Genomic DNA, 22,806 nt, shown 5'->3' on the forward strand with positions numbered 1-22,806 from the left:
CCACGGATCTTATCATTCGTAGTCTGACTGCTTTGATTCAAGTATATGGCATTCGGAGTTTGATAGGGTTCAGTAACTGTTGTCAGCCCCTAGCCCATTCAGTGCTCTACCTCCATTACTCATTCAAAACGCTAGCCCTAAAGCTATTTCGAGGAGAACCAGCTATCTCCGAGTTCGATTGGAATTTCTCCGCTATCCACAGCTCATCCCATGGTTTTTCAACACCAACGTGGTTCGGTCCTCCACGGAATTTTACTTCCGCTTCAACCTGTCCATGGATAGGTCACCCGGTTTCGGGTCTACGACATGCAACTTTTCGCCCTATTCAGACTCGGTTTCCCTTCGGCTCCATACCTTAAGTATTTAACCTTGCTACACATCGTAACTCGCTGGCTCGTTCTACAAAAAGCACGCCGTCGCACATAAAAGTGCTTCGACTGATTGTGGACACACGGTTTCAGGTTCTATTTCACTCCCCTTCCGGGGTTCTTTTCACCTTTCCCTCACGGTACTGCTTCACTATCGGTCACCAGTTAGTATTTAGCCTTGGGAGGTGGTCCTCCCTGCTTCCCACAAGGTTTCACGTGTCTCGTGGTACTCTGGATTAGACCTGACTGCTTTTTCTTTTCACTTACAGGGCTTTTACCTTCTACGGCGGAGCCTTCCAGCTCTCTTCAGTTAAAAAATTGCAGTATTTATGGTCTATCCGCAACCCCAGGAACAAGTTCCTGGTTTGGGCTCTTTCCCTTTCGCTCGCCGCTACTTAGAAAATCGATTTTTCTTTCTCTTCCTCCGGGTACTTAGATGTTTCAGTTCCCCGGGTATACCTCTATAAACCTATGAATTCAGTTTACAGTACATTACGTTAGTAATGTGGGTTGCCCCATTCGGAAATCTCTGGATCACTGGCTATTTGCGCCTACCCAAAGCTTATCGCAGCTTATCGCGTCCTTCTTCGGCTTCTGGTGCCAAGGCATTCACCATGCGCCCTTTGTAGCTTGACCAATTTATCACTCATATTTCTATGAGTTTGATTAAAGTTACAAAGGTTATTACTTATATTATATAAGTAGTTCTACCTTTAGCTTTACTTCTATTTTTGTTAAACAATTGCGTTGTTTAACGTTTCTTCACTGTGCAATTTTCAAAGAACAATTTGAGAATTTATTTTATCACCTTAACACTACCGTGTCAATGGATAAATAATCCCTCAAAATTAAACAGAGGCTAAACCAGTCTTTCAGACAGCATTACCTGTCTGTATTATCCTTAGAAAGGAGGTGATCCAGCCGCAGGTTCTCCTACGGCTACCTTGTTACGACTTCACCCCAATCACTAACCCCACCTTCGGCCGCTGGCTCCTTTACAGGTTACCTCACGGACTTCGGGTGTTGCCAGCTCTCATGGTGTGACGGGCGGTGTGTACAAGGCCCGGGAACGTATTCACCGCGACATTCTGATTCGCGATTACTAGCAACTCCGGCTTCATGTAGGCGAGTTGCAGCCTACAATCCGAACTGAGATAGGTTTTTGAGTTTGGCTCCACCTCGCGGTCTTGCATCTCTCTGTACCTACCATTGTAGCACGTGTGTAGCCCTGGACATAAGGGGCATGATGATTTGACGTCATCCCCACCTTCCTCCCGGTTAACCCGGGCAGTCTCACTAGAGTGCTCAACTTAATGGTAGCAACTAATAATAGGGGTTGCGCTCGTTGCAGGACTTAACCTAACATCTCACGACACGAGCTGACGACAACCATGCACCACCTGTCTCCCTGCCCCGAAGGGCTTCATGCATCTCTGCACTATTCAGGGGATGTCAAGTCCAGGTAAGGTTCTTCGCGTTGCTTCGAATTAAACCACATGCTCCGCTGCTTGTGCGGGCCCCCGTCAATTCCTTTGAGTTTTAATCTTGCGATCGTACTTCCCAGGCGGAGTACTTATTGTGTTAACTGCGGCACAGAAGGTTGGACCCCCCTACACCTAGTACTCATCGTTTACGGCGTGGACTACCAGGGTATCTAATCCTGTTTGCTACCCACGCTTTCATGCCTCAGCGTCAGTTACGGTCCAGAGAATCGCCTTCGCCACTGGTGTTCTTCCTAATCTCTACGCATTTCACCGCTACACTAGGAATTCCATTCTCCTCTCCCGCACTCTAGATATCCAGTTTGAAATGCAGCACCCAAGTTAAGCTCGGGTATTTCACATCTCACTTAAATATCCGCCTACGCATCCTTTACGCCCAGTAAATCCGGACAACGCTCGCCACCTACGTATTACCGCGGCTGCTGGCACGTAGTTAGCCGTGGCTTCCTCCTTTGGTACCGTCATTATCGTCCCAAAAGACAGAGCTTTACAACCCGAAGGCCTTCATCACTCACGCGGCGTTGCTGCATCAGGCTTTCGCCCATTGTGCAATATTCCCCACTGCTGCCTCCCGTAGGAGTCTGGACCGTGTCTCAGTTCCAATGTGGCCGATCACCCTCTCAGGTCGGCTACGCATCGTCGCCTTGGTGAGCCTTTACCTCACCAACTAGCTAATGCGCCGCGGGTCCATCTCAAAGCGGATTGCTCCTTTAATTAGTTCTTCATGCGAAAAACTAATGTTATGCGGTATTAATCTCCCTTTCGGGAGGCTATCCCCCTCTTTGAGGCAGGTTACCCACGTGTTACTCACCCGTCCGCCGCTAATCCACCCCGAAGGGCTTCATCGCTCGACTTGCATGTGTTAGGCACGCCGCCAGCGTTCGTCCTGAGCCAGGATCAAACTCTCAATTTAAAAGTTTGAATGCTCATTACTGTTTTATTCACTACTAATATATAGTAGTTAAAGAATTGCTGGTTTAGTTTACTTAATAAAAATCATCTGATTTTTAACCTCTGTTTAATTTTCAAGGATCATTTCGCTCATCTCAGCGACTTTTATAGTTTATCATGTTAACTTAACTTTGTCAACAACTTTTTTTAGTTGTTTTTGTTAACCTTTGTCACAACTTCATGCGACTTTTATATTTTATCATTTACTTTTAATCTTGTCAATATTTTTTTCTTAACTTGATTAATTTCTTTGCCGCATTTCCTTACGACAGATAGTATTATATCAAATTTTTAAAAACCTAATTCTAATAAGTATTAATTTATAACAATTTATACCTCTATTCCTCATTAATCCTAATATTTTTTATGTTTTACTTATATAGATACACTAGGACATGTTTACCTGTTGATGAATTATATTATATGTCTCAATCAGATTAAAATAAAAAATCTCTTAGAACACTCTAAGAGATTTTTTTAATAATAGAATAATCTTAATACTAATACTTCTTACTCATCACATTCAGCCAAATTATCAGTGTTATCTAATTCATCGTCACTTGACGCATCTACATCATCGCTACAATTTATTTTAGCAATAGCTACTACCTTCTGTTCATCTTCTGTCCTCATTAAAGTAACGCCCATTGCATTTCTGTTAGTAGTAGATATATCAGAAACATTAAGTCTTATCGCTACGTTGCTGCTATTAATAAGCATCATTTCGTCTCCATCTTTTACCACTCTTGCACCAGCTATTAATCCAGTTTTTTCTGTTATTTTATAAGTTATAATTCCCTTACCGCCTCTTCTATGAGCAGTATATTCAGAAATAGGTGTTCTTTTTCCGAATCCATTTTCACTTATAACTAAAACATCTTGGTCCTCTGCTACAATATCCATAGATACAGTTATATCACCATCTCTTAAAGTTATAGCTCTTACACCTGTGGCAGTTCTCCCCATAGGTCTTACATCTGTTTCCTTAAATCTTATAGCATAACCATTTCTAGTGAACATAATTATTTCACTTTCTCCTGTGGTCATCCTAACACCTATAAGTTCATCTCCATCTTTTAGGTTTATAGCATTTAATCCACTTTTTCTAATAGATGCATATTGACTCATTTGAGTTTTCTTAATTATTCCTTCTTTAGTTCCCATTATGAAATAGTTATTTTCCTCAAACTCTCTAAAGGTTATAACTGCCTGTATTTTTTCATCACTTTCAATAGGTATTAGGTTTATGATATTAGTTCCTTTCGCAGTTCTACCTGCATCAGGTATCTCATATCCCTTTAACTTATGCACTCTTCCTCTATTTGTAAAGAATAGAATGTTATTATGGGTAGAAGTTATAAACATATGCTCTACAAAGTCATCCTCTTTTGTAGCCATTGCCTGTATTCCCTTTCCCCCTCTTTTTTGGGCAGAATAAGTATCTGCTGCGATTCTCTTTATATAACCAGCATGAGTAAGGGTTATTACAACTTCCTGTTCTTGTATTAGATCCTCTATGTTTATTTCATCATTATTTCTTTCTATTGCAGTTCTTCTTTCATCGCCATACTTACTTTTTATCTCAATAAGTTCTTCTTTTATTATTTTTAAAACTAACTCTTCTTTTTCTAATATTTCTCTTAAATAGGCAATATTCTTCATTAACTCGTTATATTCTTGCTCAATCTTTTCTCTTTCTAGACCTGTAAGCCTTTGAAGTCTCATATCAAGTATAGCTTGTGCTTGCTTTTCTGAGAGATTAAACTCATTCATAAGACCGTTTCTTGCTTCTTCAGCATTTTTACAAGCTCTTATAAGATTAATAACTGCATCTATATGATCAAGTGCGATTTTTAATCCTTCTAAGATATGTGCTCTAGCGAGAGCCTTATCCAAATCAAATCTAGTTCTTCTTCTTATTACATCCTTTTGGAAATCTAAATAATGAACTAAAACCTGTTTTAAATTTAAAACTTGTGGTTCGTTATTTACTAGAGCAAGCATTATGATTCCAAAAGTATCTTGCATTTTAGTATGCTTATAGAGCTGATTTAATATTATATTAGGATTAGCATCTCTTTTTAGCTCTATTACAATTCTCATGCCATCTCTATCAGATTCATCTCTTATGTCTGATATGCCTTCTATTCTCTTATCCTTAACTAAATCTGCTATGTTCTCTATTAATTTTGCTTTATTAACTTGATAAGGTATTTCAGTTACAATAATTCTATGTCTTCCCTTTTCTTCCTCTATGTCAGCTTTTGCTCTTACAATAACTTTTCCTCTTCCAGTTTCATAAGCAGATTTAATGCCAGCTGTACCAAGTATTATACCCGACGTTGGAAAATCTGGTCCTTTAATTTCTGCCATTAATTCTAAAATAGACGAATCAGGATTGTCGATAAGCATAACTATACCATTTATAACCTCAGTTAAGTTATGTGGCGGTATATTTGTGGCCATTCCAACTGCAATTCCAGCTGATCCATTAACAAGTAAGTTAGGGAATCTAGATGGTATTACAGATGGTTCTTGTTCCTCACCATCAAAGTTTGGAATAAAGTCCACTGTATTTTTATTTATATCCCTAAGCATTTCAAGAGTTATCTTACTCATTTTCGCCTCGGTATATCTCATTGCAGCAGCGCTGTCTCCATCAACAGATCCAAAATTTCCATGACCGTTAACTAAGGTGTATCTTATGGAGAAATCTTGTGCCATTCTAACTAAGGCATCATAAACAGCTGTATCTCCATGGGGATGATATTTACCTAAAACATCTCCAACAATTCTTGCACATTTTCTGTAACCTTTCTCAGGAGTTAACCCAAGCTCATACATAGAATAAAGAATTCTTCTATGTACAGGCTTTAATCCATCTCTTACATCTGGTAATGCACGACCTACAATAACACTCATAGCGTAATCTATATAACATTTTTTCATTTCATGGCTTATGTCTATTGGTAAAACTTTTCCTTGATTCAACATTAATTACACCTCTTTGCTATATGTCTAAGTTTACAACCTTCTTGGCATTTTCCGTTATGAACTCTCTACGTGGTTCTACCTTATCACCCATAAGTATAGTGAAAATTTCATCAGCGGCCATAGCATCATCTACTGTTACTTGTAGTAGGGTTCTTTCCTCTGGATTCATTGTAGTATCCCAAAGCTGAGTAGCATCCATCTCTCCAAGACCTTTATATCTTTGAATATTAGTATTATTGTCTTTTCCACCTAGCTGTTGTAATAACTGTTGTAATTCTTCGTCACTATAAGCATAGCTATCTTTTTTATTTTTTGTTACTTTATAAAGTGGCGGCTGAGCTACATATACGTGTCCCTTTTCTACAAGTTCTTTCATATATCTGTAGAAAAATGTAAGTAATAATGTTCTTATATGCGCACCATCTACATCCGCATCTGTCATTATAATTATTCTATTGTATCTTATTTTTTCTACATCAAACTCTTTACCAATTCCTGCTCCAAAGGCTGTTATCATAGATCTTATTTCTTCATAACCCAAAATTTTATCAAGCCTTTGTTTTTCAACATTCATTATTTTACCACGAAGAGGTAATATAGCCTGGAATCTTCTATTTCTACCTTGTTTTGCGGAACCACCTGCTGAATCTCCTTCGACCAAATAAATCTCACATTCTAAAGGATCTTTAGATGAACAGTCTGCAAGCTTTCCTGGTAAAGATGTACTTTCAAGAACAGATTTACGCCTTGTAAGTTCTCTTGCTTTTTTAGCAGCTTCCCTAGCACGAGCTGCCATTAATCCCTTGTCGATCATTAATTTAGCTATTTGGGGATTTTCCTCAAGAAAATGTCCTACACATTCTCCAACAATATTGTCAACTATTCCACGTACTTCACTATTCCCTAATTTAGTTTTAGTCTGACCTTCAAACTGTGGATCTATAAGCTTTATAGATATAACTGCCGTTAATCCTTCCCTTACATCCTCACCAGATAAGTTTTTGTCATTTTCCTTTAGAATTCCAAATTTTTTTGCATAATCATTAAATACCCTTGTTAATGCTGACTTAAATCCTGCTAAATGAGTTCCACCCTCTATGGTATCTATATTGTTTGCAAAAGAAAATATGTTTTCAGTGTAACCATCATTATACTGAAGAGCTATCTCCACTGAATAATCATCTTTATTTCCCTCTATGTATATAGGGTCCTTGTGAACAGTTTCTTTGTTTCTATTTAAATACTCTACAAAGGATTTTATTCCTCCCTCATAGTAGAATTCTTCTTCCTTATCAGATCTCTTGTCAACTAAGTTTATACGTATACCCTTATTTAAAAAAGCTAATTCTCTAAGTCTTTGAGCTAATGTATCGTAATCATATTCTAATTCCTCAAAGATTTCACTATCAGGCTTAAAGTAAGTTTTTGTTCCATGGTCATCTGTATCACCTACTATTTCAAGTTCTGTAATGACCTTTCCTCTATTATAAATCTGTTTCCATATATGTCCTTCTCTTTTAACCTCAACCTCACAAATTTCTGAAAGAGCATTTACAACAGATGCACCAACACCATGAAGTCCTCCAGAAACCTTATATCCACTTCCACCAAACTTACCTCCTGCATGAAGTACAGTCATTATAACTTCCACAGTAGGTCTTTGCATCTTAGGATGCATTCCAACTGGCATACCTCTACCGTCATCTGTTACTGTTATAGAGTTATCCTTATGAATGTAAATGTTTATATTCTTACAAAACCCTGCCAAAGCTTCATCTATACTGTTATCTACAATTTCGTATACTAAATGATGGAGACCTCTTGAACTTGTACTTCCTATATACATTCCTGGTCTTTTTCTAACTGCTTCTAATCCTTCAAGTACTTGTATTTGGCTTTCATCATAAACTTGATTATTGTCTTCTAACATATCTATCCTCCTATCCTAAGGCTCATAGTATAATGTTTCTGATCTCTTAGTTAATGTAGATGATGATATAGGTGATAAATAAATTTTACTTTTTTTATCAACTTCAGCTATAATAAAGGATTTTGGTTTATCCTTAGTAATTCGTTGAACAAATCCATCTTCTTCTGCCATTCTTAAAAACTGAGTAGTATCTGAACTGTACATTGAAGTTTCTACGTCGAATATACCAATTATATCTTTTATAGGTACAACTATATTTTCACCTAAATGTAAAAACATAATACAATCTCCTTTCAACTGTTAAACTTTATCTACAAATCCGCTTTTGACTAAAAATAATTGGGCCTCATCCTTCAAATAACTTTTTATATCTCCAATGCCAGTGCATGTTATAAAAGTTTGTATGTTATTAATAGAACTTAATATATATTTTTGTCTATTGGCATCAAGTTCTGATAAAACATCATCAAGCAGTAACACGGGGTATTCCCCTGTAGTTTCTTTTATTATTTCTAAAGAGGCAAATTTAATAGTTAAAACTGAAGTTCTTTGCTGACCTTGTGATCCAAAGATCTTAGTATCTATTCCATTTATTTTTATATCAAAATCATCCCTATGGGGTCCTAAAGAAGTTACTCTTTTTTCAAAATCCTTTTTTCTGCTGTTTATCAAGAGTTCTAAGATTTCATCTTCTGCCTTATCTATATTCTTTACAGGTGTTATGTATTTAAACTCTATATTTTCATTTCCAGAGGTTATATCTCTATGTATTCTTTTACCGCTTTCACTAAGCTTTGTTACATATTGATCTCTTAATTTTGTTATAAAACCTCCGTATTTACAAAGTTGCTCATCATACACCTGAAGCATACCGCTATTTTGTTCATTCCATTTCTTTAATACAACATTTCTTTCATTTAGAACCTTATTATACTGAACTAAGTTATAATAGTACTTTTTACTTAATTTACATAATTCAATATCTAAAAATTTCCTCCTAAAAGATGGTGATTCTTTAATAATTTTTAAATCCTCTGGAGAAAACATAACTACATTCAATGTACCAATAAGTTCAGATATCTTATTAATCTTAATAGAGTTTACATTTATGCCCTTCTTGCCTTCTTTGAATATCTTTATTTCTATCTTTTTATCAAGTCTATTTTTATTAACATATATCTTTATGTAAGCTTCATTCCCATTCCAGCTTATCAGTTCTTTATCCTTATTGGTTCTTGGTGACTTTCCAATACTGCAATAATATATACTTTCTAAAATATTAGTTTTTCCTTGAGCATTATCTCCTACAAAAACATTTATATTTCTATTTAATTCTATGTTTAATTGTTTATAGTTTCTAAAATTAATAAGTTGTAAATATTTAATATACATAATTAAAACACCTAAATATAATTATATCACAATATAGGTAATTAACAATTAACAATAAAAAGTCACTAAATTATAATTAAAATTATATAAATCTGCAAACTATATTACTTTATAAGTTTCACCATTAAATTCTACTATGTCTTCTTTGGTTAATTTTTTTCCTCTTCTTGTTTCAATTTCTCCATTAACCTTAACTTGACCGTCTTGTATTAGTATTTTAGCTTCGGATCCTAAAGAAACAGCCCCAGACCATTTTAAAAATGAATCTAATTTTATAATATCAGTATTTATTTTAATTTCTTGCATTTTTTACCGACCTTTCTTAAATCTTAATTATTTAATAATCTTACAGGAAGTACTAAATAGGTGCAATTATTTATATCACTATTTTTAATTACACATGGACTTACGCTGCTTGAAAACTCCATTGTAATTTCTTCTTCCTCCATTATCTTTAGTACATCTATAAGGTATTTAGAGTTAAATGCAATTTGAAGGGATTGACCTTGCAAAATTATGCTCATCTCTTCTCTTACCATTCCTAATTGAGAATTAGAGGTTATAACCATGTTATCTTCTTCTATACTTAACTTGATAAGGTTTGTATTACTATCCTTAGCCATAAGAGAAGCTCTTTCGATACAGTGCAATAGCTCAGATCTTTTTGCTACAACTTTTAGATTAAATTCTGTTGGAATTATTGAGCTATATTTTATAAACTCACCTTCCAGTAATCTAGATATAACTTTAGTTTCTCCTAAACTAAACAAAATATGGTTAGGAGTAAAAGTTATATTTACGTTTTTATCATCATCTTCTAGTATTTTTGAAACTTCATTTAAAGTTTTACCTGGAATTACTGCACTTATTGTGTTATCTGATCTTAATTCTTCTGACCTTAAGGCTAATCTATAGCCATCTAGCGCGACTAAATTCAAGTTTTTATTATTAATCTCAAACAGTACTCCAGTAAGTACAGGTCTTGTTTCATCTTGAGCAGTGGCAAAAATAGTTCCCCTTATCATGTGTTTTAGTATTCTTTGAGAAACAGAAAATATCATGTTTTCATTTATATTAGGAAGCACAGGAAAGTCTTCTGCATTCATATGAATAAGAGAAAATCTAGATTTTTGACATAATATTTCTATTGAGTTATTTTCTATAGTATTTATATGTATTGTATCATTAGGAAGTTTTCTTATAATTTCTCCAAAAAGCTTAGCATCAATAACTATACTACCTTCCTCTAATATGTCGGCTCTTACTTTTGTTTCTATGCTTAAGTCAATATCTGATCCTGTTAAAATAATTTCATTTCCCTTAGTCTGTAATACTATTCCATTTAAGATAGGCATTGTAGATTTTCCTGTAACAGCTTTTTGAACTGTGGATATACCATCTTGTAGTATAGATTTTTCACATGTGAATCTCATATTAAATCCTCCTTATTCACAATATAATTTTTAGATAAATAGATTAGATAATTAATATTTTTATAGTAGTAATAGTAGTAGGGGCTGTGATTATGTGGATAACCCCCCTAGCCATTGAAAGCGCTCAAAAAACGGAAAAAAATAAGTGTGGATAAGTAAATCATAAATAATTGACTTTATCCACAGTATTAAAAAAATAAAGTTGAATATTTTATTATCCACAATGTATTATATAATTAATATAAACAGATGTTAATATTTTATTTTTGATTTATTCTTTTGGTAAGATCATTTACTGCATTTTGTAGGCTTTCATCAACTTTTAAGTTTGATGATATTTTTTCATATGCATGGATTACTGTGGTATGATCTCTTCCACCAAACTCTTCTCCTATTTTAGGAAGGGACATATCTGTAAGTTTTCTACTTAGGTACATCGCGATTTGTCTTGGAAATGCTACATTCCTTGTTCTTCTAGAAGACTTCAAGTCATCAACCTTTAAATTAAAGTAATTTGCAACTACATCTTGAATTAGATCTATAGTTACTTGTTTTGATTGTTTGCTTGATATTATATCTTTTAAAGCCTCAGCTGCTAATTCTACACTTACATCTTTATTTGTTAAAGAAGAAAAAGCTACAATTCTTATTAGTGCACCTTCAAGTTCTCGTATATTTGATTTAATTTTTGTAGCGATATAAACCATGACTTCATTTGGGATATTTAAGTTCTCTACATCTGCTTTCTTTTTTAGAATTGCCATTCTTGTTTCAAAATCTGGTGCTTGAATATCAGCTATAAGGCCCCATTCAAATCTGGATCTTAGTCTGTCTTCAAGAGTAGGTATTTCTTTTGGTGGCCTATCACTTGAAAGAATTATTTGTTTATTTGATTCATGTAATGCATTAAAGGTATGGAAAAACTCTTCTTGAGTTCGTTCCTTACCTGCTATGAACTGAATATCATCAATTAATAGTACATCTATGTTTCTGTATTTGTTTCTAAAATCTACGTTTTTATCATCTTTAATGGAATTTATCAATTCATTTGTAAATTTTTCAGAAGAAACATAAACAACTTTTGATTTTGGATTGTTTTGTAATATATAATGTCCTATAGCGTGCATTAAGTGTGTTTTTCCAAGACCAACTCCCCCATATATAAATAAGGGATTATATGCTTTAGCTGGAGCTTCTGCTACCGCCAAAGAAGCTGCATGAGCGAACCTGTTACTATTACCTATAACGAAAGAATCAAAAGTATATTTTGGATTTAACATAGTAGACATTTCATCATTAACTACAATTTTTGATTTAGGTTCTTTTTTGTGTTTTGATTCTGTTGAATCTATAGCCTCCTCAGACATTATAAGAAACTCTACATTATATTTTTTTGATGTAATAAGCTTTAAAGCATTTATTATTAAATCTTTATATCTACTGTCAAGTATTCCACGAGTAAAGTCATTTGGAACACTTAACTTAACTGAATCATCTTCTATAGATATAGGTGTTATACTTTTAATCCAGGTATTAAAGCTTACTTCGGTAAGTTCACCTTTTATTATATTTAAAGTCTTTTCCCATATTTCTTTTGGATGGGCATTCATCTTATATCCTCCAGTCTTGAATAAAAAAATATAATTCACAGTATTTAAACATAATTATAAACACCATTATATTTTCTTGACAAATGTTCATTAAAATATTCACATGTTAATAATTTTTGTTAATAATAAAGATTAGAAGATATTATCAACATAATCAAAAAAAAAGTATTAACACCACTATAGAGTGAATAATGTCATGAAATTAGTCAAAAATATCAAATGTAAATAATAATTTATAAACATATTAAACAAGTTATTCACAAAATTATTCACAGGTGTGGATAATTTGTACCTTTTTAGAGTTATTCACAACTCTCTATTAATAATATCAAAACCATGCAACCTATTCAAGAAGTTATCCACAAAAAAAGTAATAAATAATATCAACAGGTAGTTTTTTATACATTTTGGTAGTTGCACAATTTATGTTGACATCGGAACTTCGTGAATATATAATTTAATAGTGAAACTTTAAAATGCAATAAGCGAGCCAATTACTTTACAGTAAATAAGCCTCGTTTACAGTAAATATCCTCAAAAGCTTAAGTAGTGTGGAGAGGGAAATATAGCTTACTTAAAAGGGGGTGTATGTAGTATGTTTATGACTTATCAACCAAAAAAGAAACAAAGAAAGAAAGAGCATGGTTTCAGAAAGAGAATGAGTTCAGCTTCAGGAAGAAATGTTCTTAAGAGAAGAAGACAAAAAGGTAGAAAGAGATTAACAGCATAAGGGCCGCTTTTGTGGCCTTTTTCTGCAACTGCAGAAAAAAAGGAGCAAAGTAAATGAAAGAGAATAGAATACGAAAAAATGTGGAATTTAGAGCTGTATATAGAAGAGGAAAATCTTTTTCTAATCATTTACTAGTCCTATATATATATAAGAATAGAAAGAATATAAATAGGATAGGTGTATCTGTAAGTAAAAAAGTAGGTAAAAGTGTTGTTAGGAATAGAGTGAAGAGATTAATTAAAGAGTGTTATAGATTAGAGAGTAGTAGACTAAATACAGGATATGATTTTGTTTTTATAGCTAGAAGTGCTGCAAATGATAAAGGCTATAATGATATAAATGATGCTGTTAAAAATCTTTTTAAAAGGGCAGGTCTATACAATTAAATGAAAGAATTTTTAGTTTTTTTAGTTAAGTTTTATAGGAAAAATATTTCTCCTTTAAAAAGGCCATGTTGTAGGTTTTATCCAAGTTGTTCTCAATATACTTTAGAAGCTCTGCAGAAATATGGTGTTTTAAAAGGAGGATTTATGGCCATAAAAAGAATATTAAGGTGTAATCCTTTTAATGAGGGTGGATATGACCCGGTTAAATAAATCGTCAGGAGGTTTATAGTTTGAATTTTTCGTTTTTAAATAATACTTTTGTTCAATTTTTTGAGTTTGTGCATCAAAGTATAAGTTTAATATTCCCAAGTAAAAATGTTTCTTATGGTATGGCTATTATTTTAGTGACAGTTATAATTAGGCTTATATTGCTTCCTTTAAATATAAAGCAGACTAAGTCTTCAATAGCTATGAATGAATTACAGCCAGAAACTAAAAAAATACAGGATAAATACAAAAATGATCCACAAAAAGCTCAGCAAGAAATTATGAAGCTATATAAAGAAAAAGGTGCTAATCCTCTTAGTGGATGCTTGCCAATGCTTATACAATGGCCAATTTTTATAGCACTTTATTATGTTTTCAATAACTTACAGGGCATAAGCGGAGTTCATTTCTTATGGATAAATGATTTAGCTAAGAGAGATATTGTTCTTGCAGTTCTTTCTGGTATAACTACATATTTTTCAGGAGCATTAATGATGCCGGCAGGTAATAGCGCGCAAGCAAAACAATCAGCTACGATGAATATAAGTATGTCAGTATTTATGATATTTATTAGTTGGAGTTTAAGATCAGCCTTGGTATTATATTGGGTAGTAAATAATTTAATTCAAATAGCACAAACATTAGTAATGAAAAAAATGGGTATACATAAAAGCACTAAAAATGCCTAGGGGGTGATGGTATGAAGGTTATAGAAATGACCGGAAGAACTGTTGAAGAGGCTTTAAAAAATGCTTTAGCTGAACTAAAAGTTGCAGAAGATAGGGTAGAAGTAGAGGTTTTAGATGCAGGAGCTAAGGGTTTTTTAAATTTCATAGGGACCAGACCTGCAAAGATAAAGGTAAAAGTTAAAAGAGACTATATATATGAAGCTAAAGCCTTTATAAGAGATGTTTTAGATTGTATGGAAGTTAAAGCTGAGATAAGGGTAAAGGAAGAAAATAACATTGTAAAAATATCTTTAACAGGACCGGACATGGGAATACTTATAGGGTATAGAGGAGAAACTTTAGATTCACTTCAGTATCTTATAAGTCTTGTTGTAAACAAAGGACATGATGTAGAATACAAGAGGGTAATATTAGATACAGAAAACTATAGGTTAAAAAGAGAAGAAACTCTAAAAAGATTAGCGAGAAGAATAGCAGATAAGGTTAGAAAAACAGGAAGGTCTGTTAAATTAGAGCCAATGAATCCTTACGAAAGAAGAGTAATTCATTCTGCACTTCAAAATGATTTTTATGTAAATACTTATAGTGAGGGCGATGAACCTTTTAGAAGAGTTGTAGTGGATTTAAAGAAAGCCTAATGGCTTTCTTTTTGCTTTATTAATATTTAAAATAAAAAGGAGTAAAAAAATGAAAGAATTTGATACAATAGCAGCGATTGCAACAGTTCTTGGAGAAGGCGGTATATCTATTATAAGGGTTTCAGGGGAAAAGTCTTTAAATATAGTAGATAGCATATTTAAAGGAAGAAATAAAAAAAGTTTAAAAGACATAAAACCATATAGTATGAGATACGGTTTCATTATAGAAAAAGAAACAGGGGATACTTTAGATGAAGTTTTAGTTACGTTTATGAAGGGACCAAGAAGTTTTACTGCAGAGGATACTGTTGAAATAAACTGTCATGGTGGAGTTGTTGCTACTAAAAGAATACTTGAGGAAGTAGTAAAAGGCGGCGCAAGAGTTGCCGACCCAGGTGAATTTACTAAAAGAGCTTTCTTAAATGGAAGAATTGATTTAAGTCAAGCGGAAGCCGTTATAGATATTATAAGAGCAAAAACTGAGCTTTCAATGAAATCAGCAGTTCAACAATCAGGAGGTAGAGTATCTAGAGAAATAAATGAAATTAGAGGAAAACTACTTGAAGTTATTGCGCACATTGAAGCTACTGTAGATTATCCAGAGGATGATTTAGAGGAAATGACTGCAGATAAAGTTTCAATAAAATTAGAGGATATTTTGAAAGATATAAATAGAATACTAAGTACAGCAGAGGAAGGTAAAATAATTAGGGAAGGTCTTAATACTGTTATTGTAGGTAAGCCAAACGTAGGGAAGTCTTCTCTATTAAATTCACTTCTTATGGAAAAGAGAGCTATAGTTACTGAAATACCAGGAACAACCAGAGATGTTATCGAGGAATATATAAACATAGACGGAGTTCCTGTAAAGATTATAGATACAGCTGGAATAAGAGAAACAGAAGATGTGGTTGAAAAAATAGGAGTTGAAAAGTCCAAAGAAAAGATAGAAGAGGCTGATTTAATAATATTGATGCTTGATTTAAGCAGAGAATTAGATGCGGAAGATAGAGAAATTATTGATTATATTAAGGATAAAAAATATATTATTTTATTAAATAAAATCGATTTAGGTGGTAAAATAAATAGAGAAGAAATTGAGAAGTTAAATTCACAATATGTTATAGAGGTATCTGCAAAAACAGGTGAAGGCTTAGTTAAGTTAAAAGACTGTATTAAAGAATTATTCTTTAATGGAGAAGTCCAATCAAAGGATTTACTTATAACTAATACAAGGCATAAAGAAGCTCTTATTAGGGGCAAGGAACATTGCATTCAAGCGTTAGATGCCCTAAGAAATACATTTGCAATAGACTTAGCATCTATAGATATAAGAAATGCTTGGAGCAGTCTTGGTGAAATAACTGGTGATACATTGGAAGAGGATATAATTGATAAGATATTCTCAGAATTTTGTTTAGGAAAGTAGGTATATTATATGGAATATTTTGCTGGAGAATATGATGTAATTGTAGTTGGTGCAGGGCATGCAGGCTGTGAAGCAAGCCTTGCAGCAGCTAGAATGGGATGTAAGACTTTATTATGTACAATGAATTTAGATAGTATTGCTTTTATGCCTTGTAACCCTAGTATAGGAGGAACAGCAAAAGGTCATTTGGTTCGTGAGATAGATGCTTTAGGCGGAGAAATGGGAATAAATATAGATAATACTTTTATTCAATCGAGAATGCTAAATACATCTAAGGGACCTGCTGTATATTCCTTAAGAGCTCAGGCTGATAAGAAAAAGTATTCTGAAAGAATGAAACATGTTATGGAAAAGGAACCTAACCTTTACATAAGGCAATTAGAAGTAGTAAGTATAAAAGCACAAGATGGAAAGATTAGTGGAATACTAACGAAAAATGGCGCTTACTTTAAAACAAAAGCTTTAGTACTTGCAAATGGAACATACTTAAAAGGTAAAATAATTATAGGTGAGGTTAGCTATAATGGTGGTCCGAGTGGATTTATGCCTGCTAATGACCTGTCACAAAGCTTATTAGATTTAGGAATTGAACTAAGGAGATTTAAAACAGGAACACCACCTAGGGTAAATGCAAGAAGTGTAGATTATTCAAAAATGATAGAACAAAAAGGTGATGAAAAAATAGTTCCATTCTCATTTATGAGTGATAATATCGAAAGAGAACAAATATCTTGTTATTTGACATATACTACAGACGAAACACTTAAGGTTATACAAGATAACATACATAGATCTCCTCTTTACAATGGTACAATCAAATCAGTAGGACCAAGATATTGTCCGTCAATTGAGGATAAAGTTGTAAGATTTCCAGATAAAGAAAAGCACCAAATATTTATAGAGCCTGAAGGTGAAAATACTGAAGAACTTTATATAGGTGGAGCTTCTAGTTCTTTACCGGAAGATGTGCAATTTCAAATGTATAGAACAATGATTGGACTTGAAAATGTCGAAATTGTGAGAACTGCATATGCCATAGAATATGATTGTATAAATCCTCTTCAATTAAAGCCGTCCCTAGAATTTAAGAAAATAGAAGGCCTTTTTGGAGCAGGACAGTTAAATGGAACATCTGGATATGAAGAAGCAGCAGCTCAAGGAATTATTGCAGGAATAAATGCGTCTCTAAAAGTTAAAGGAGAGGATCCTTTAATTTTAAAAAGATCAGATGCATATATTGGAGTTTTAATCGATGATCTAGTAACTAAGGGAACAGAAGAACCTTATAGAATGATGACATCTCGTTCAGAGTATAGATTACTATTAAGACAGGATAATGCGGATTTAAGGTTAACGGATATAGGATATAAGATTGGTCTTGTTAGTGAAAAAAGATACGAAAGATTTTTAAAGAGAAAGAATGATATAGAAACAGAAATAAACAGAATAAAAAATATTCAAGTTACACCGAAAAAAGAAGTTATCGAAATTTTAAGTTCTTTAGGTTCATCGGAACTAAAGAAGTCTATAAGTCTATATGAACTTATAAAAAGACCGGAACTTGACTACTTTAAATTGGAGTCTTTAGATATTGATAGACCGAATATTAGTTATGATGTAAAAGAACAAGTAAATATTATATCTAAATATGAAGGTTATATAAATAAACAATTAGAACAAGTAGAACAGTATAAAAGGTTTGAAAGTAAGTTAATACCACAGGGGATTGACTATGATCAGGTTAAAGGGTTAAGAATTGAAGCTATTCAAAAGCTTAGTAAAATAAGACCTATTAGTATTGGTCAGGCTTCGAGAATTTCTGGAGTTTCACCAGCAGATATTTCTGTTCTTTTAATTTATCTTGAACGTGAATACAGAGAAAAAGATTTAAAAAAATAAAAATATGATAGATTGGAGAATAGTTTATGGAATATTTTGATATTATGAACACTGCATCATTAGATGTAAACCTGGCTTTTGATCAGGAAATTTATAATAAGTTTATGCAGTATAAAGATATGATTAAGCACTGGAATGAAAAGATAAACCTTACTGCCATCGTAGAGGATGAACAAATAGTAAAAAAACATTTTATAGATTGTATAAAAATATTTAAGTGTTCTCCTTTAAAAGAAGCAAAAAATATTATTGATATAGGAACTGGAGCTGGGTTTCCAGGAATCCCTATAAAAATAATAAAATCAGATATAAATGTAGTTCTTTTAGACTCATTAAATAAGAGAATTAACTTTTTGAATGAAGTTATAGATAAAATTGAATTGAAAAATATATCTACTATTCATGGAAGAGCAGAAGATTTCTCAAGAAAATTAGACTATAGAGAAAAAAGTGATGTAGCAGTGTCTAGGGCTGTAGCAAATCTGGCGGTTTTAAGTGAATTATGTATACCATATGTTAAAGTTGGTGGGTATTTTGTTGCTATGAAAGGACCTTCTGTTGAGGAAGAAATAAAAGATGGTAAAAATGCTGTTTCAATTCTAGGCGGAAAAATAGAAGATATAATAGAAATAGAAATTGAGGATAGCGATTTAAATCATAATTTAGTAGTAATTAAAAAGGTTAAAGAAACTCCTAAAGCCTATCCGAGAAAAGCCGGAACAGCTATGAAAAAGCCCTTAAGATAAAAGTGAAAGTTAAACCAGATAGGACTTTAAGCCCTATCTGGTTTATATGTAATAATTTGTCGTACGAAAATTATAAAAAACAGAAGGATTTTATAAAGAAACGAAGAAATGTTAATAATAGGAAAGCATAAGAGGGATGGTTAAGTATGCAAAAAAATGTTAATTATGTGTCCGTAGATTTAATTTTACCTAATGTTTATCAACCTAGAAAGCAATTTGATGAAGAGAGCCTTGAAGAATTAGCACAATCTATAAATACATATGGTATAATCCAACCTTTATCTATTAGAAAGTTAGGAGAAGATAGATATGAACTAGTTGCTGGGGAAAGAAGGCTTAGGGCAGCTAAAAAAGCAGGTTTAACTGAAGTTCCTGCTATTATAATGGATATTACCGATAGAGAATCTGCAGCTGTAGCTTTGCTGGAAAACTTACAGAGAGAAAATTTAAGTTTTTTAGAAGAAGCAGAAGCATATTACAATTTAATTAAAGATCATTCATATACTCAAGAAAAATTAGCAGAACTTATAGGTAAAAAGCAATCTACAATTGCTAATAAAATTAGACTACTAAAATTAGAAACAGAAATAAGAAATATATTATTAGAAAATAACTTAACAGAAAGACATGCAAGAGCGCTGTTGAAACTTCCAACATGTGATTTGCAAAAAAAAGTTTTAAATATAATAATAAAGAAATCATTAAATGTAAAAAAAACTGAAGAATTTATAGAAAAAGAGCTAAGTAAAATTATAAAAGATAAAAATAGTACAGGCCGAAAGAGAATAAAAGGAATATTTTCACCGAAGGTATACATCAATACTGTTAAACAGGTTTTTGATAAATATGGACTAAGTGCAGAATATAAATCGAAAGATTTAGATGACAAAATTGAGATAACTATAACAATACCTAAAAAATAAAATGTTTCACGTGAAACATTTTTATCCCATAATTGCTTTAAAATATCTTAATATTATATTTTATTTTGTTCTTAAGCAAAAAGCTTAGGAACTTTTTTTACTGTAAATTTTCATAAATTGAAAGTTGAATTAAAAAAATATAAAAGAAAAATATTACCTGTAAATAAAAATTTAAATAAAGTATAACTTTATATTAAAATTTTCTTCAAAGGACTTTTAATATTTTAGATAAAAATATATAATTAAAAATAGGTGTTAATTTTGGCATTAATTTGAGAAGGGTGGTGAAATTTATGAAGGTAATATCAATATTTAATCAAAAGGGAGGAGTAGGTAAAACTACTACTAGCATAAACCTAAGTTCTTATTTAGCTATGCAGGGATATAAAATCTTAAATATAGATATAGATCCTCAAGGAAATACTACTAGTGGTCTTGGATTTGATAAAAGAACCATAAATGAATCGATATATGATGTACTAACATCAGATGTAAGTATAGAAGAAGTTATGAAAAAGTGTGAATTAATAGATAATTTTTATATAGTACCTTCTACTATGGAGTTAGCAGGAGCTGAAGTGGAACTTATAAGTAAAAAAAATAGAGAAACCATATTGAAGGATAAAATAAGTGATATGAAAATGGAATTTGACTTTATATTTATAGATTGTCCTCCATCCTTAGGGTTACTTACAATAAATGCTCTAACATCATCAAATAGTGTGCTTATTCCAATTCAATGTGAATTTTATGCATTAGAAGGTGTAGGTCAACTTGTTAATACTATACAACTTGTAAAGAAGTCATTAAATAAAAGTCTTCAAATTGAAGGTGTAATAATGAGTATGTATGATGGAAGAACAAAGCTATCAAATGAAGTTGTTTCAGAAGTTAAAAAGTATTTTAAGGATAATGTTTTTAACACAACAATTCCTAGAAATATAAGGTTAGCAGAAGCACCAAGCTTTGGTTTGCCTATAATGCTTTATGATGATAAATGTAGAGGTGCAGAAGCATATGAGGATTTAACTAAAGAATTCTTAAAAAGGCAAAAGGAGTGAAATTTATATTGAATAAAAAATTTGGATTAGGAAAAGGTCTTGGAGCTTTAATACCTGAAGAAAATTTAGAACAACAAAGTTCAAATAATGAAAATGGAATAAATTTAATAAGTATTAATTTAATAAAACCTACTGTAGATCAACCAAGAAAAAGTTTTGATGAAGAAAAAATTATTCAGCTTTCAGAATCCATAAAAGAACATGGAATAATACAGCCTATTATATTAAAAAGAGAGGGTAAAACTTATAATATAGTGGCTGGTGAAAGAAGATGGAGAGCAGCTAAAATAGCAGGGATTAAAGAAATACCATCAATAATAATGGACCTATCAGATAAAGAAATACTTGAAATTTCACTCATTGAAAATATACAAAGGCAGGACTTAAATCCTATAGAAGAAGCTATTGCTTATAGAAAGTTGCTTGAAGATTTTAATTTAACTCAGGAACAGTTAAGTAGTAGGATAGGTAAGTCAAGAACTGCAATAGCAAATTGTCTACGACTCTTAAATCTTGATAAAAGAGTTCAAGAATATTTAATTGATGGAGTAATAACAGAAGGACATGGAAGAGCAATTTTAAGTATAGAAGATAAAGATTTACAGTATAATTTAGCTCAAAATGTAATAGATGAAGGTTTAAGTGTACGAGAAACAGAAAAGCTTATAAAGAGTTTTATTAATGAAAAGAAAAAATTAGAGCCTCAAGAAAAAAAAATAAATCCTTACTACATAGATATAAAGGATAAGTTAGAAAGTTTGTTTGGAACAAAGGTTTTATTAATGGATAAAAAGAATAAGGGTAGGATTGAAATAGAATATTATTCACAAGAGGATCTTCAAAGAATATTAGATATATTGAAAATATGAGATAAGATTCAATTTTAATGTTTCACGTGAAACATTAAGGAGAGGAGACACAATATGAAAAATGTGATAGATATAATAAATAGTTTTCAAGGTTATGTTATAATAGGGCTTTTAGTATTTTCAGTTATACTATTTATTATACTTATGATTACATTAAAATCTTTAAGTAACTTAGAAAATAAGTATAGGAAGCTTATGCGAGGAGTAGATAATAAAAACTTAGAAGAATTAATAATAGGATATCTAGATAAAATAGATGAGTCAAGAGAAGAAAATGAGCGCATGAAGGAATTATGTGAGGATTTAAATTTGAAACTCAAATCATGTGTTCAAAAGGTCTCAATAGTAAGATATAGAGCCTTTGAGGATGTTGGAAGTGACTTAAGTTTTTCTATTGCTTTATTAGATCAAAACAATGATGGAGTTATACTAACCGGAATATATGGAAGAAATGAGAGTACTACTTATGCTAAGCCAATTGATAGAGGAATATCTCGATATGATTTATCGCAAGAAGAAAAGAATGTATTACAAGATTGTTTAGGAAGAGATGCATAATCAAATGAAAACTTGATTTGGATAGTTATCCGATGACTACCCGCTCTAATACTCCCATCTTCTTCAAAGTGGGAGTAAAGAGCGGTTACGTCCCTGGATTCGCTCAACTAAAAATCAGGTAGAGTTTGGAACTCCATCTGATTCAACTTTTCACTTCATATATATGTATAAAAAAACCTCCTTTAGGGAATATTATTCTCTAAAGGAGGTTTTTTTATGAAAATATATGTTTCTAGTGATTTATTATACATAAGTGAAGAATTGGGAAAGCGAGGATATGTTATAATTAGTGAAAGAAATAATACAGTATGCGATGCAATAATATGTAATCTTAAAAATGGTGGATTAACAAATTTAAATATGAACAACAGCGTAAGAAGAGAAGGCACATTAATTATTGACTCCGGTAGCAAGAGTGTAGATGAAATAGAATATATACTTAATAATAGAGTCTATAGTAATTTATTTTAATAATGCCTTCATACATTAAA

The 22,806-nt window shown here is 32.3% G+C and carries 20 protein-coding genes and 2 rRNA genes; 13 read left to right on the forward strand and 9 right to left on the reverse strand.

Features of this window, described 5'->3' with window-relative positions; all coding sequences use genetic code 11:
* From CLMAG_RS00005 to dnaA, 9 genes are all read right to left on the reverse strand, one after another.
* Positions 1-1,004: ribosomal RNA gene (locus CLMAG_RS00005) — 23S ribosomal RNA — on the reverse strand; the annotation flags it as partial.
* A 269-nt stretch (positions 1,005-1,273) separates the two neighbouring features.
* Positions 1,274-2,783 (reverse strand): 16S ribosomal RNA (locus CLMAG_RS00010).
* Positions 2,784-3,331: 548 nt separating this feature from the next.
* On the reverse strand, positions 3,332-5,815 hold the full coding sequence (gyrA, locus tag CLMAG_RS00015; protein ID WP_066616200.1) for a DNA gyrase subunit A: 2,484 nt from the start codon (positions 5,813-5,815) through the stop codon (positions 3,332-3,334).
* A 16-nt stretch (positions 5,816-5,831) separates the two neighbouring features.
* A complete protein-coding gene (gyrB, locus tag CLMAG_RS00020; protein ID WP_066616202.1) occupies positions 5,832-7,745 on the reverse strand; it encodes a DNA topoisomerase (ATP-hydrolyzing) subunit B in 1,914 nt (637 codons plus the stop codon).
* Between the two features lie 15 nt (positions 7,746-7,760).
* Positions 7,761-8,024, reverse strand: coding sequence for an extracellular matrix regulator RemB (gene remB, locus CLMAG_RS33140; protein ID WP_066616206.1), 264 nt, complete (start codon positions 8,022-8,024; stop codon positions 7,761-7,763).
* A gap of 21 nt (positions 8,025-8,045) precedes the next feature.
* Positions 8,046-9,137, reverse strand: a complete 1,092-nt coding sequence (gene recF / locus CLMAG_RS00030) for a DNA replication/repair protein RecF (RefSeq protein WP_066616209.1) — start codon at positions 9,135-9,137, stop codon at positions 8,046-8,048.
* A gap of 99 nt (positions 9,138-9,236) precedes the next feature.
* Positions 9,237-9,443, reverse strand: coding sequence for a S4 domain-containing protein YaaA (gene yaaA, locus CLMAG_RS00035; RefSeq protein WP_066616213.1), 207 nt, complete (start codon positions 9,441-9,443; stop codon positions 9,237-9,239).
* Positions 9,444-9,466: 23 nt separating this feature from the next.
* The gene (dnaN, locus tag CLMAG_RS00040) at positions 9,467-10,570 is read right to left on the reverse strand and encodes a DNA polymerase III subunit beta (protein ID WP_066616216.1); all 1,104 of its coding nucleotides are present in this window, start codon (positions 10,568-10,570) and stop codon (positions 9,467-9,469) included.
* A gap of 260 nt (positions 10,571-10,830) precedes the next feature.
* The gene (gene dnaA, locus CLMAG_RS00045) at positions 10,831-12,180 is read right to left on the reverse strand and encodes a chromosomal replication initiator protein DnaA (RefSeq protein ID WP_066616219.1); all 1,350 of its coding nucleotides are present in this window, start codon (positions 12,178-12,180) and stop codon (positions 10,831-10,833) included.
* A 595-nt stretch (positions 12,181-12,775) separates the two neighbouring features.
* Here dnaA and rpmH point away from each other — a divergent pair.
* The 13 genes from rpmH to CLMAG_RS00110 all read left to right on the forward strand — a co-directional run bounded on the left by rpmH (position 12,776) and on the right by CLMAG_RS00110 (position 22,786).
* Complete coding sequence (gene rpmH, locus CLMAG_RS00050; RefSeq protein WP_066616222.1) at positions 12,776-12,910, forward strand: 50S ribosomal protein L34; 135 nt, start codon at positions 12,776-12,778, stop codon at positions 12,908-12,910.
* Between the two features lie 53 nt (positions 12,911-12,963).
* Complete coding sequence (rnpA, locus tag CLMAG_RS00055; protein ID WP_066616226.1) at positions 12,964-13,296, forward strand: ribonuclease P protein component; 333 nt, start codon at positions 12,964-12,966, stop codon at positions 13,294-13,296.
* Positions 13,297-13,506, forward strand: a complete 210-nt coding sequence (gene yidD, locus CLMAG_RS00060) for a membrane protein insertion efficiency factor YidD (protein WP_066616229.1) — start codon at positions 13,297-13,299, stop codon at positions 13,504-13,506.
* Between the two features lie 20 nt (positions 13,507-13,526).
* Positions 13,527-14,192, forward strand: a complete 666-nt coding sequence (locus CLMAG_RS00065; protein ID WP_066616231.1) for a membrane protein insertase YidC — start codon at positions 13,527-13,529, stop codon at positions 14,190-14,192.
* A gap of 11 nt (positions 14,193-14,203) precedes the next feature.
* On the forward strand, positions 14,204-14,830 hold the full coding sequence (gene jag, locus CLMAG_RS00070; RefSeq protein ID WP_066616233.1) for an RNA-binding cell elongation regulator Jag/EloR: 627 nt from the start codon (positions 14,204-14,206) through the stop codon (positions 14,828-14,830).
* A gap of 49 nt (positions 14,831-14,879) precedes the next feature.
* Positions 14,880-16,259: a tRNA uridine-5-carboxymethylaminomethyl(34) synthesis GTPase MnmE gene (gene mnmE, locus CLMAG_RS00075; protein WP_066616235.1), complete on the forward strand. Its 1,380-nt coding sequence runs from the start codon at positions 14,880-14,882 to the stop codon at positions 16,257-16,259.
* A 9-nt stretch (positions 16,260-16,268) separates the two neighbouring features.
* Complete coding sequence (gene mnmG, locus CLMAG_RS00080; RefSeq protein ID WP_066616237.1) at positions 16,269-18,158, forward strand: tRNA uridine-5-carboxymethylaminomethyl(34) synthesis enzyme MnmG; 1,890 nt, start codon at positions 16,269-16,271, stop codon at positions 18,156-18,158.
* Positions 18,159-18,184: 26 nt separating this feature from the next.
* Positions 18,185-18,904: a 16S rRNA (guanine(527)-N(7))-methyltransferase RsmG gene (gene rsmG, locus CLMAG_RS00085; protein ID WP_066616240.1), complete on the forward strand. Its 720-nt coding sequence runs from the start codon at positions 18,185-18,187 to the stop codon at positions 18,902-18,904.
* 146 nt (positions 18,905-19,050) lie between these two features.
* Positions 19,051-19,827: a nucleoid occlusion protein gene (gene noc / locus CLMAG_RS00090; RefSeq protein WP_066616243.1), complete on the forward strand. Its 777-nt coding sequence runs from the start codon at positions 19,051-19,053 to the stop codon at positions 19,825-19,827.
* A 293-nt stretch (positions 19,828-20,120) separates the two neighbouring features.
* Positions 20,121-20,888, forward strand: a complete 768-nt coding sequence (locus CLMAG_RS00095) for a ParA family protein (protein ID WP_066616246.1) — start codon at positions 20,121-20,123, stop codon at positions 20,886-20,888.
* Between the two features lie 8 nt (positions 20,889-20,896).
* Positions 20,897-21,757, forward strand: coding sequence for a ParB/RepB/Spo0J family partition protein (locus CLMAG_RS00100; RefSeq protein WP_066616248.1), 861 nt, complete (start codon positions 20,897-20,899; stop codon positions 21,755-21,757).
* Positions 21,758-21,811: 54 nt separating this feature from the next.
* On the forward strand, positions 21,812-22,315 hold the full coding sequence (locus tag CLMAG_RS00105; RefSeq protein ID WP_066616250.1) for a DUF4446 family protein: 504 nt from the start codon (positions 21,812-21,814) through the stop codon (positions 22,313-22,315).
* A 216-nt stretch (positions 22,316-22,531) separates the two neighbouring features.
* On the forward strand, positions 22,532-22,786 hold the full coding sequence (locus CLMAG_RS00110; RefSeq protein ID WP_066616252.1) for a YkuS family protein: 255 nt from the start codon (positions 22,532-22,534) through the stop codon (positions 22,784-22,786).
* The last annotated feature ends 20 nt before the right edge of the window (positions 22,787-22,806 follow it).

Origin of the sequence: Clostridium magnum DSM 2767 (assembly GCF_001623875.1) — a bacterium.
In the GTDB taxonomy this organism is placed as follows: Bacteria; Bacillota; Clostridia; order Clostridiales; family Clostridiaceae; genus Clostridium_AM; species Clostridium_AM magnum.